Below are 11,976 nucleotides of genomic sequence, written 5' to 3' on the forward strand. Positions count from 1 at the left end.
GGGAGGGCGGGAGTCAGCCCGCCCGGAACCTCAGTTGTCGTCGAGGAACTTCTCGACATCCAGGGCGGCCATGCAGCCCGCGCCGGCCGAAGTGATGGCCTGGCGGTAGACATGATCGGCCACGTCGCCGGCGGCGAACACGCCCTCGATGCTGGTGGCCGTGGCGTTGCCTTCGCTGCCGCCCTTGACCAGTAGGTAGCCGTCACGCATTTCCAGTTGGCCCTGGAACAGGTCGGTGTTCGGCTTGTGGCCGATGGCGATGAACACGCCGGCCAATGGCAGGTCGCTGGTGGTGCCGTCCTGGGTGCTGCGCAGGCGCGCGCCGGTCACGCCAGTGGCGTCGCCCAGCACTTCTTCCAGGGTATGGTTCCAGTGCAGCTTGATATTGCCGTTGGCCGCCTTGTCGAAGATCTTGTCCTGCAGGATCTTCTCCGAGCGCAGCTTGTCGCGGCGATGCACCAGGTGCACTTCCTTGGCGATGTTGGACAGGTACAGCGCTTCTTCCACGGCGGTGTTGCCGCCGCCGATGACCGCGACCACCTGGTTGCGGTAGAAGAAACCGTCGCAGGTCGCGCAGGCGGACACGCCCTTGCCGGCGAACGCTTCTTCGGAGGGCAGGCCCAGGTACTGCGCCGAAGCACCGGTGGCGATGATCAGCGCATCGCAGGTGTAGGTGCCGCTGTCACCCTTGAGGGTGAACGGACGGCTCTGCAACTCGGCGGTGTGGATGTGGTCGTAAATGATCTCGGTTTCGAAGCGCTCCGCGTGTTTCTGCATGCGCTCCATCAGCCCCGGTCCCGTCAGCCCTTCCACGTCACCCGGCCAGTTGTCGACTTCGGTGGTGGTGGTCAGCTGACCGCCAGGCTGAATACCGGTGATGATGACAGGCTTCAGATTGGCGCGAGCGGCGTATACGGCGGCGCTGTAACCGGCCGGCCCGGAGCCCAGGATAATCAGGCGGGAATGCTTGACTTCGCTCATAAAAACACCTCATAAGCCTTTGTCACAAAAGAGAATGCATGCTCAAATTGAGCCGCACGGACGAATAGTGGCCGCTATGCTACACCGAAGCACGGGACGAGCGGGAGCCAGCCGGGCGATCGGTTCCCCAATGCACCGGCGGCATGCCGTACAATGGCGGCGTTTCGTCCTCCACCGATCATTCGGCGCGCTAGCAGCGCAGGAACAGATGCGTTTTGAAGAACTCTAGCTCTACAGCACCGGCGCCGGCCTGGCGTCAGCAATTGCCATATCGCCTCAAAGAGGGCGCCCTGATCGCTCTCGGTGCGCTGTGTCTCTACGTGTGGATGGCGCTGCTCACCTACGACCCGGCCGATCCGGGCTGGACGCACACCAGCAACGTCGAGCAGGTGCACAACGCCGCGGGGCGCGCCGGCGCCTGGTTCGCCGATGTGCTGTTCATGGCCCTGGGTTATTTCGCCTATCTGTTTCCGCTGCTGCTGGGCATCAAGGCCCTGCAGGTGTTCCGCGCACGCCACGAACCGTGGCACTGGAGCGGCTGGCTGTTCTCCTGGCGGCTGATCGGCCTGGTGTTCCTGGTGCTGTCCGGCGCGGCGTTGGCCTACATTCACTTCCAGAGCGGCGCCAACATGCCGGCCTCGGCCGGCGGCGCGCTGGGCGAAAGCCTCGGGCAACTGACCGTCGCCGCGCTCAACGTGCAGGGCAGCACGCTGCTGTTCATCGCCCTGTTCCTGTTCGGCCTGACCGTGTTCACCGACCTGTCCTGGTTCAAGGTCATGGATCTGACCGGCAAGATCACCCTCGACCTGCTTGAACTGGTGCAGAGCGTGGTCAACCGCTGGTGGAGCTCGCGCCAGGATCGTAAGCAACTGGTCGCCCAGCTGCGCGAAGTCGACGAGCGCGTGCATGACGTCGCCGCCCCGGTGGTCAAGGACCGCCGCGAGCAGGCCAAGGTCAAGGAACGCCTGATCGAGCGCGAAGAGTCGCTCAACAAGCACATGACCGAGCGCGAAAGCCGCCCGGCGCCAGTCATTTCCGCACCGATAGCGCCCAAGGCGCCGGAGCCGAGCAAGCGCGTACAGAAGGAAAAGCAGGTGCCGTTGTTCGTCGACAGCGCCGTGGAAGGCACCTTGCCGCCCATTTCCCTGCTCGACCCGGCCGAGGCCAAGAAGGTCGAGTACTCGCCCGAATCCCTGGCTGGCGTCGGCCACCTGCTGGAAATCAAGCTCAAGGAGTTCGGTGTCGAGGTCACGGTGGATTCGATCCATCCGGGCCCGGTGATCACTCGCTACGAAATCCAGCCGGCGGCCGGCGTCAAGGTCAGCCGCATCGCCAACCTGGCCAAGGACCTGGCGCGCTCGCTGGCGGTGACCAGCGTGCGTGTCGTGGAAGTGATTCCCGGCAAGACCACCGTGGGGATCGAGATTCCCAACGAGAACCGCCAGATCGTGCGCTTCTCCGAAGTGCTGTCCACCCCTGAATACGACGACGCCAAGTCGCCGGTGGCCCTGGCCCTGGGCCACGACATCGGCGGCAAGCCGGTGATCACCGACTTGGCGAAGATGCCGCACCTGCTGGTAGCAGGTACCACCGGTTCCGGTAAGTCGGTGGGCGTCAACGCGATGATCCTGTCGATCCTGTTCAAGTCGAGCCCGGAAGACGCGCGCCTGATCATGATCGACCCGAAGATGCTCGAGCTGTCGATCTACGAAGGCATTCCGCACCTGCTGTGCCCGGTGGTCACCGACATGAAGGAGGCGGCCAACGCACTGCGCTGGAGCGTTGCCGAGATGGAGCGCCGCTACAAGTTGATGTCGAAGATGGGCGTGCGCAACCTGGCTGGCTTCAACCGCAAGGTCAAGGACGCCATCGAGGCCGGCGAGCCGCTGGCCGACCCGCTGTATCGTCGCGAGAGCATGGAAGACGAAGCACCGCTGCTCAAGCCGCTGCCGACCATCGTGGTGGTAGTCGACGAATTCGCCGACATGATGATGATCGTCGGCAAGAAGGTCGAAGAGCTGATCGCCCGTATCGCCCAGAAGGCACGTGCCGCCGGCATCCACCTGATTCTCGCCACCCAGCGCCCCTCGGTGGACGTGATCACCGGTCTGATCAAGGCCAACATCCCGACCCGTATGGCGTTCCAGGTATCGAGCAAGATCGACTCGCGTACCATCATCGACCAGGGCGGCGCCGAACAGCTGCTCGGCCACGGCGACATGCTCTACATGCCACCGGGCACCAGCCTGCCGATCCGCGTGCACGGTGCTTTCGTGTCCGATGACGAAGTGCACCGCGTGGTGGAGGCCTGGAAACTGCGCGGCGCACCGGATTACAACGAAGACATTCTCGCCGGTTCCGAAGAGGGCGGCGGTGGTGGCTTCGACGGCGGCAGCGGCGGCGAGGGCGGTGAGGACAGCGAGAGTGATCCTTTGTACGACGAAGCGGTCAACTTCGTACTGGAAAGCCGTCGCGCCTCGATCTCTTCGGTGCAGCGCAAGCTGAAGATCGGCTACAACCGCGCTGCTCGCATGATCGAAGCCATGGAAATGGCCGGCGTCGTCACTCCGATGAACACCAACGGCTCGCGCGAGGTCATCGCACCTGGTTCGAGCCGCGACTAACTCCGACAGAGGATTCACATGCGCCTGATTCGCCTGATACTGCTGGCCGTTCTCACCACGGCCAGCCTGTTCGCCCACGCTGACGACGAGGCCGCGGTCAAACGCCTGACCGAACTGCTCAATCAGGCGCAGACCATCACAGCACGCTTTTCCCAGCTGTCGCTCGACGGCAGCGGTACCCAGCTGCAGGAAACCGCTGGCGAGCTGGCCCTCAAGCGTCCGGGCCTGTTCCGCTGGCACACCGACCAGCCCATGGAGCAACTGCTGGTTTCTGACGGCAAGCAGGTCTGGCTGTACGACCCGGATCTGGAGCAGGTCACTATCCAGTCCCTCGATCAACGCCTGACTCACACGCCAGCGCTGCTGCTGTCCGGCGACGTGTCGCAGATCCGCGAGAACTTCGAGATCACCTTCAAGGAAGGCGGCAACGTGGTGGACTTCATCCTCAAGCCCAAGGCCAAGGACACCCTGTTCGACAGCCTGCGCCTGTCCTTCCGCAACGGCGTGCTCAACGACATGCAGCTGATCGACAGCATCGGCCAGCGCACCAACATCCTGTTCATGAGCGTGAAGATGAACCAGCCTCTGGATGACAAGCAGTTCCGCTTCGACATCCCTGAGGGTGCGGACGTCATCCAAGAGTAGGTAAGTCGTGGATCTGTTTCGCAGCGCGCCCGTCGCTCAGCCCCTGGCCGCCCGTTTGCGGGCGACCACACTGGACGAATACGTCGGCCAGGAGCACTTGCTGGCCCGCGGTAAACCGCTGCGCGAAGCCTTGGAGCAGGGCGCCCTGCATTCGATGATCTTCTGGGGCCCGCCCGGGGTCGGCAAGACCACCCTGGCGCGCCTGCTGGCCCAGGTCACCGACGCGCATTTCGAGACCATTTCCGCGGTGCTGTCCGGAGTCAAGGAAATCCGCCAGGCCGTCGAGGTCGCCCAGCAGCACGCTGCTCAGTACGGGCGCCGCACTATCCTGTTCGTCGACGAAGTGCATCGCTTCAACAAGTCCCAGCAGGACGCCTTTCTGCCCTATGTCGAGGACGGCACGCTGATTTTCATCGGCGCGACCACCGAAAACCCGTCCTTCGAACTCAACAACGCCTTGCTGTCCCGCGCCCGCGTCTATGTGCTCAAGAGCCTGGACGACGCCGCGTTGCGCAAGCTGGTAAACCGCGCCCTGAACGAACCCAAAGGGCTTGGCGAGCGCCGCCTGACGCTGCCGGAAGAAAGCTTCGAGATTCTCAAGAGCGCCGCGGACGGCGACGGCCGGCGGTTTCTCAATTTTCTCGAGAACGCGGCGGATCTGGCCGATGACGGCGGCGAGATCAGCACCGAGCTGCTGCTCGACCTGCTCGGTGACACGCGGCGGCGTTTCGACAAGGGCGGCGAGGCGTTCTACGACCAGATCTCTGCGCTGCACAAATCGATTCGCGGCTCCAGCCCGGACGGAGCGCTTTACTGGTTCGCACGCATGCTCGACGGCGGCTGCGATCCGCTGTACATCGCCCGTCGCGTGGTGCGCATGGCCAGCGAGGATATTGGCAACGCCGACCCGCGCGCCCTGACCCTGTGCCTGAACGCCTGGGACGTGCAGGAACGCCTGGGCAGCCCCGAGGGCGAATTGGCCGTGGCCCAGGCCATCGTCTATCTGGCGTGCGCGCCAAAGAGCAACGCCGTGTACATGGCTTTCAAGGCCGCCAAGCGTGATATCGCCGAGAACGGCTCGCGGGAAGTACCGCTGCACCTGCGCAACGCGCCGACCAAACTGATGAAGGAACTTGGTTACGGCGAGGAATATCGCTACGCCCACGACGAGCCTGATGCTTACGCGGCTGGCGAGGACTACTTCCCCGAAGACCTTGAGCCGCGACGTTACTACGAGCCAGTGCCGCGCGGTTTGGAGTTGAAGATACGCGACAAGCTGGCCCACCTGGCCAACCAGGATGCTCACAGCCCCAGGCAGCGGAGAAAGCCATGATCACCACCATCGTCGCGGTTGCCGTCGGCGGCGCCCTGGGCACCTTGGCACGGTTTTTCACCGGCAACTGGGTGAATGCCAACTGGCCACAGCATTTTTATGGCGCCACCTTAATCGTCAACCTCGTCGGCTGCCTGCTGATCGGGGTACTCTACGGTCTGTTCCTGATGCGCCCCGAAGTGCCGCTGCCCGTACGGGCAGGATTGATCGTCGGCGTGCTGGGCGGTTTCACCACATTTTCTTCGTTTTCCCTGGACACCCTGCGCCTACTTGAAGGTAGCCAGGCACCGCTGGCCATCGGCTATCTGGCGGTAAGTGTACTGGGCGGTCTGCTCGCTACTTGGGCAGGCCTTTCGCTAACCAAACTCTGATCGACGAGAACCTGAAATGCTCGATTCCAAACTGGTGCGCAGCCAACTGCATGATATTGCCCAGCGTCTGGCCACCCGTGGCTACGAACTGGATGTGACCCGCATTGAAGCCCTCGAGGCTCAGCGCAAGTCCGTCCAGACCCGAACCGAGCAACTGCAGGCCGAGCGCAACAGTCGATCCAAGTCCATCGGCCAGGCCAAGCAGCGCGGTGAGGACATCGCGCCGCTGTTGGCGGACGTCGACCGCATGGGCAGCGAGCTGGAAGAGGGCAAGCGCGAGCTGGACGCCATTCAGGTCGAGCTCGACAACCTGCTGCTGAGCATTCCCAACCTGCCCCACGAATCGGTACCGGTAGGCGCCGATGAAGACGACAACGTCGAGGTACGTCGCTGGGGTACGCCGCGGGTCTTCGATTTCGAGATCAAGGACCATGTCGCCCTCGGCGAGCAGCACGGCTGGCTGGATTTCGAAACCGCTGCCAAGCTGTCCGGCGCGCGCTTCGCTTTGCTGCGTGGTCCGATCGCCCGTCTGCACCGCGCCCTGGCGCAGTTCATGATCAACCTGCACACCGCCGAGCACGGTTACGAGGAAGCCTACACGCCGTACCTGGTGCAGGCGCCTGCGCTGCAGGGCACCGGCCAGCTGCCGAAGTTCGAGGAAGACCTGTTCAAGATCAGCCGTGAAGGCGAAGCAGACTTCTATCTGATCCCGACCGCCGAAGTGTCGCTGACCAACATCGTCGCTGACGAGATCGTCGACGCCAAGCAGCTGCCGATCAAGTTCGTCGCCCATACGCCGTGCTTCCGCAGCGAGGCCGGTGCATCGGGTCGCGACACCCGCGGGATGATTCGCCAGCACCAGTTCGACAAGGTCGAGATGGTTCACGTGGTCGAGCCTGGCAAGTCTTTCGATGCGTTGGAAGAGCTGACCGGCCACGCCGAGAAAGTACTGCAGCTGCTCGAGCTGCCATACCGCGTCCTCGCGCTGTGCACCGGCGACATGGGTTTCAGCGCCACCAAGACCTATGACCTGGAAGTCTGGGTGCCGAGCCAGGACAAGTACCGCGAAATCTCCTCGTGCTCCAACTGTGGCGACTTCCAGGCACGCCGCATGCAGGCCCGTTATCGCAACCCGGAAACCGGCAAGCCCGAGCTGCTGCATACCCTCAACGGCTCCGGCCTGGCGGTGGGCCGCACCCTGGTGGCCGTGCTGGAGAATTATCAGCAGGCCGACGGCACCATCCGCGTACCGGACGTGCTGAAGCCTTACATGGGTGGCATCGAGGTCATCTGAAGCGGGTCTGCGAGAGGGCTTGGGCGCTTCTGGGCGCCCGGGCGTTGCAGCGGTGGGCCAATAGAGTGTCTCTACGCGCCCCCGGCCCACCTTAAGAATCAGGCCCCGAGCTTCGTCTCGGGGTCGCCATTTTCAATGTCGCTGCCGTGAGCGACTGAAGCGGGACTCGCTATGGACTTCCTTCCCCTGTTCCACAAATTGCAGAAGCGCCGCGTGCTGGTGGTCGGCGGTGGTGAAATCGCCCTGCGCAAGGCGCGGCTGCTGGCCGATGCCGGCGGTACGCTGCGGGTAGTTTCGCCCGACGTGGTCAGCGAGCTGCGCGAACTGGTCGCGCAAGGAGCAGGGGAGCTACTGCTGCGTGGCTATGAGGCAGGCGACCTGCAAGGCGTGTCGCTGGTCATCGCGGCGACCGACGATGTCCCGCTCAATGCGCAGATTTCCGAGCAGGCTCAGGCCCTCGGCATTCCGGTCAATGTGGTCGATGCACCGTCGCTGTGCAGCGTGATCTTCCCGGCCATCGTCGACCGTTCGCCGCTGATCGTCGCGGTCAGCAGCGGTGGCGACGCGCCGGTACTGGCCCGCCTGATTCGCGCCAAGATCGAGACCTGGATCCCGGCCACCTACGGCCAGTTGGCCGGGTTGGCAAAAATCTTCCGTGCCCAGGTCAAGAGCCTGTTCCCGGACGTGCAGCAGCGCCGCGTGTTCTGGGAAGACGTGTTCCAGGGCCCGGTCGCCGAGAGCGCATTCGCCGGCAAGCTCGGCGAAGCCCGACGCCTGCTCGAAGACAAAATCAACGGCGCGGCGCCCAAGGCGCTGGGCGAGGTGTACCTGGTCGGCGCCGGCCCGGGCGATCCCGATCTGTTGACCTTTCGCGCCCTGCGCCTGATGCAGCAGGCTGACGTAGTGCTCTACGACCGCTTGGTCGCCCCGGCCATCGTCGAGCTGTGCCGCCGTGACGCCGAACGCATCTACGTGGGCAAGCGCCGCGCCGATCACGCCGTGCCTCAGGAACAGATCAACCAGCGCTTGATCGACCTGGCCAAGGCCGGCAAGCGCGTGCTGCGCCTCAAGGGCGGCGATCCGTTCATCTTCGGCCGTGGTGGCGAGGAGATCGAACAGCTGGCCGCCCATGGCATTCCCTTCCAGGTAGTGCCGGGCATTACCGCTGCCAGTGGTTGCTCGGCCTATGCCGGTATCCCGTTGACACACCGTGACCACGCCCAGTCCGTGCGTTTCGTGACCGGGCACCTCAAGGACGGCAGTGCCGATCTGCCTTGGCAGGAGCTGGTGGCCTCCAGCCAGACGCTGGTGTTCTACATGGGCCTTGTGGGCCTGCCGACCATCTGCCGGCAGCTGGTCGCCCACGGCCGTGCGGCGAGTACGCCAGCGGCACTGATCCAACAGGGCACAACGGAAAATCAGCGTGTCTTCACCGGCACGCTGACCAACCTGCCGGATCTAGTGGCGCAGCATGAAGTGCATGCCCCGACGCTGGTGATCGTCGGCGAAGTGGTGCTGCTGCGCGAAAAGCTGGCCTGGTTCGAAGGCGCTCAGCACGCAGCCCAGTAGTCGTGTTCTCGTAGCGCAGCGATACCCGGCAGAGGTTATGGCCGATAGCTCACCAAGCGGCAACGAACTAAAAACGACTAAAACGAAAGAGGCCCGCGTTATGCGGGCCTCTTTCGTTTGTGGAGAGATCAGTCGTGACGCTTGCGGTTCACGACCTGGGCGGCCTTGATCACGTCACTGCCGATTTCCGCTTCGAATTGCTGCCACACCGGGCGCATCGCCTCGCGCCAAGCCTGGCGCTGCTCGGGCGTGAGGGTGATGATCTGGCTCTTGCCGGAGGCTTCGATGCGGCGACGGTCGGCCAGGTTGGCTTCCTCGGCCTGGCGGTTTACCGCGTAGGTCACCTCGTCGATGATCGCTTCCAGCTCGGTGCGGATCTGGTGCGGGATGGCATACCAGAAGCGTGCGTTGCTGATCAGCATGTAGTCGAGCACGCCATGGTTGGTTTCCGTGATGAACGGCTGAACCTCATGCAGACGCTGGCTGTAGAGGTTCGACCAGGGGTTTTCCGCGCCCTGTACCTGGCCGCTCTGCAAGCCTTTGTAGACCTCGGCGAAGGGCATCTTCACAGCGGTAGCGCCCAGTTGGGCGAACTGGGCATCGAGCACCCTGGAGTTCTGAATGCGGAATTTCAGGCCGGCCGCGTCAACGGGTACACGCAGGGCCTTGGTGGCGGACATCTGCTTCATGCCGTTGTGCCAATAGGCCAGGCCGACGATGTTCTTGTCTTCCATCGAGCGCAGGAGCTGGCGGCCCTTGGCGCGCTTCTGGAAGCGGTTGACGGCCTCCAAGTCATCGAACATGAACGGCAGGTCGAACACCTGCAGCTGCTTGGTGTACTGGTCGAACTTGGCCAGCGACGGAGCCAGCATCTGCACCTCGTTGTTGCGCAGTGCTTCCAGTTCGTTGGCATCGCCGTACAGCGAGGAGTTGGGGTAGACCTCGACGCGTACCTTGCCTTCCAGGCGCTCATCGACCAGGCGCTGGAACATCAGAGCGCCCTGGCCCTTGGGCGTGTCGTCCGCCACCACATGGGAAAGCTTGATCACCAGCGTGCTTTCCTGGGCAACGGCGGCGTAAGAGGTGAGCGTCAGGGCGCAGGCGGCCGCGACAGCGAGCTTTTTCAGCATGGGGTTGACCTTATTCTTGTCGACTGTTGTCAGGTCGGGCGCTGGTTGGCGGCAACGCCCGCAGGATCCGTAAAGGATTGTAGGCGAAGTCTACTGCAGTCATGGCGTCAGATATGTGACGGCCTTCCTAGCTGGGGCAGGACAACCGGCAAAATGCCATCCTGGTAGTCAAATTCCGCGGGCGTTCTTGGCGGCGATCCACTGGGACATGTACTGAGTGCTCTTGTGCTGGTGGTGACGCAGCATGGCGCCCACGAAGTTCAGCTGGCGGTGCTGCTCGCGGTTGTCCATGAGCTGTTCGAGCCTGCCCAGCAGTTCGGCGGCGAGCCGCGGGCGATCGAAACGCTGAGCCAGCAGAGGGGCGGCGTGAGCGCGGGCTTGCGACCAGGCAGCTGGATCCTCATGGAGCTGCACGGCTGCATCGGCAAACCGCGTAGCATCGTCCGCGACAGCGCCCGGCCAGGGCAGCTCGCCGTGCATGCCTTCGCTGCCGATGGCGGTGGTTATGCTCGGTGTACCGCAGGCCATGGCATCAGCCAGCTTGCCCTTGATGCCCGCACCGAAACGTAGAGGCGCCAGGCAGACCCGGGCCTGGGCCATCACCCGATGCGCGTCGTCCACCCAGCCCAACACGTGAAAGCCCTGCCTGGGGTTGTGCAGCGCCGTGGCCTTGGGCGGCGGATAAGCGCCGTACACGTGCAGTTGCGCCTGGGGCAGGTGCGCGCGAATCAGCGGCCACAGGGCGTTCTTGAGCCACAACACGGCGTCCCAATTGGGCGCATGGCGGAAATTGCCGATGCTCAGAAAATGCGCGCGTTCGGCGAAAGGCAGATCGACCAGCGCGGGCGGGATCAGCATCAGTGCGCAGTCGTGTAGCAGGCACGCCGGCACGCCGAACCGTTCCTGCAGCAGCTGCATCTCGAATTCGGAAATCATCAGCGTCAGGTCACAGCGGTAGATCGACGCAACCTCGCGCTGGGCCATATCGGTGCCGGCCATAGCGGCATACAACTGCTGCGCTGAGGCCTGCACCGGACCGACCTGTTGGCGCTGCGCTTCGCTGTCGCAAGCCTGCTGACTGGCCTTGAGCAAGGCGTGACGGGCATCGCGAAGGCAATGCAGGTCGCTGGTATCGAGCACGCGCAGGGCGTCTGGCCAGGCGCGCTCTACCCGCCAGCCGAACTGTTCTTCAGTGAAGAAACGGTCGAACAGCACCAGGTCCGGCTGCAGGCTCGCCACGTAGCGATCGAAGCTGTCGCAATTCAGGGCGACGGTGACTTCCTCGATTTCCAGCTCGGCGAGATCAGCGCGGTGTGTGGACAGCGCCGCGGCACTGGCGAAGATGACCTGCCAGCCCTGGCTGCGAAACACCCCGAGCAATTCCAGCATGCGGCTGCCGGCCGCGGACGAGCGCGGCTCCGGCCACACATAGCCGATCACCAATACCTTGCGCATGGGCTTCAGCGTTTGCCGCGAATGCTGCGCCACAGGGTGGTCAGCACCAACGCAAACAGCGCGGCGATGCTGGCGAGCGTCCATACGGTGAAAGGCAGGCCGAGAATCTTGTAATCGTTCATGCCGCACACGCCGCCGCTCATGAACACGCCCGGCCAGTACTCGTGCAACGGCAGCACCTGGTAATAGAACGGGAAGGGCGAGCAGCTGAAGCTTTCCATGATGCCCACTTCGATCAGGGTGACATGGGCGTTGTCGATCAGCGCCATGCCGCTGGCGGCCAGCAGCAGCGGCCACAGCAGCACCGCCAGCCAGGTCTGGCGCGCCGCCGAGGCGGCGCTCAGCAGCAAGGCGATTGCGGCGGTCAGGCACAGCCACAGGCGGATCTGCACGCACAGGGTGCAGGGTTCCCAGCCGAATACATGCTGGGCAATCAGGGCACCGGCGAGCATCAGGACGCTGGCCAGGGCGATCAGCAGCAACAGCGGGGCGGGGCGGGACATGAAATTCTCCAGGAGGGAAGGCCTACGGCGACAAGGTGCCGTTTGTACCGGAAGGCAGCGTGCCGGGCAAT

Annotated in this window: 10 protein-coding genes; 6 read left to right on the top strand and 4 right to left on the bottom strand. The window is 63.9% G+C overall.

Annotated features, from left to right (window positions below; genetic code table 11):
* Nucleotides 1-30 precede the first annotated feature (30 nt).
* Entirely contained in the window at nt 31-981 is a 951-nt protein-coding gene (gene trxB, locus PVA39_RS07480; RefSeq protein WP_027910772.1) for a thioredoxin-disulfide reductase, read from the bottom strand.
* A 215-nt stretch (nt 982-1,196) separates the two neighbouring features.
* Between trxB and ftsK the strand changes: the two genes are divergently transcribed.
* From ftsK to cysG, 6 genes are all read left to right on the top strand, one after another.
* Entirely contained in the window at nt 1,197-3,605 is a 2,409-nt protein-coding gene (ftsK, locus tag PVA39_RS07485; protein WP_274123544.1) for a DNA translocase FtsK, read from the top strand.
* Between the two features lie 18 nt (nt 3,606-3,623).
* Nucleotides 3,624-4,250, top strand: coding sequence for an outer membrane lipoprotein chaperone LolA (lolA, locus tag PVA39_RS07490; RefSeq protein WP_274123545.1), 627 nt, complete (start codon nt 3,624-3,626; stop codon nt 4,248-4,250).
* 7 nt (nt 4,251-4,257) lie between these two features.
* On the top strand, nt 4,258-5,583 hold the full coding sequence (locus tag PVA39_RS07495; RefSeq protein WP_274123546.1) for a replication-associated recombination protein A: 1,326 nt from the start codon (nt 4,258-4,260) through the stop codon (nt 5,581-5,583).
* Nucleotides 5,580-5,954, top strand: coding sequence for a fluoride efflux transporter CrcB (gene crcB, locus PVA39_RS07500; RefSeq protein ID WP_274123547.1), 375 nt, complete (start codon nt 5,580-5,582; stop codon nt 5,952-5,954). Before PVA39_RS07495 ends, crcB begins: the two co-directional genes overlap by 4 nt.
* A 16-nt stretch (nt 5,955-5,970) precedes the next feature.
* Nucleotides 5,971-7,248: a serine--tRNA ligase gene (serS, locus tag PVA39_RS07505; protein ID WP_274123548.1), complete on the top strand. Its 1,278-nt coding sequence runs from the start codon at nt 5,971-5,973 to the stop codon at nt 7,246-7,248.
* Nucleotides 7,249-7,419: 171 nt separating this feature from the next.
* Nucleotides 7,420-8,817 (top strand): siroheme synthase CysG, encoded by a 1,398-nt coding sequence (gene cysG / locus PVA39_RS07510; RefSeq protein WP_274123549.1) that lies wholly within the window; start codon nt 7,420-7,422, stop codon nt 8,815-8,817.
* A gap of 128 nt (nt 8,818-8,945) precedes the next feature.
* Here cysG and PVA39_RS07515 read toward each other — a convergent pair whose 3' ends face one another.
* The 3 genes from PVA39_RS07515 to PVA39_RS07525 all read right to left on the bottom strand — a co-directional run bounded on the left by PVA39_RS07515 (nt 8,946) and on the right by PVA39_RS07525 (nt 11,905).
* Complete coding sequence (locus tag PVA39_RS07515; protein ID WP_274123550.1) at nt 8,946-9,947, bottom strand: TRAP transporter substrate-binding protein; 1,002 nt, start codon at nt 9,945-9,947, stop codon at nt 8,946-8,948.
* 168 nt (nt 9,948-10,115) lie between these two features.
* Nucleotides 10,116-11,402 carry a glycosyltransferase gene (locus tag PVA39_RS07520; protein ID WP_274123551.1) on the bottom strand — a complete coding sequence of 429 codons (1,287 nt, stop codon included), beginning with the start codon at nt 11,400-11,402 and terminating at the stop codon, nt 10,116-10,118.
* Between the two features lie 5 nt (nt 11,403-11,407).
* Nucleotides 11,408-11,905: a disulfide bond formation protein B gene (locus PVA39_RS07525; protein ID WP_178109850.1), complete on the bottom strand. Its 498-nt coding sequence runs from the start codon at nt 11,903-11,905 to the stop codon at nt 11,408-11,410.
* Nucleotides 11,906-11,976: the final 71 nt, after the last annotated feature.

Source organism: Pseudomonas sp. CNPSo 3701 (assembly GCF_028674975.1).
Taxonomy (GTDB): domain Bacteria; phylum Pseudomonadota; class Gammaproteobacteria; order Pseudomonadales; family Pseudomonadaceae; genus Aquipseudomonas; species Aquipseudomonas straminea.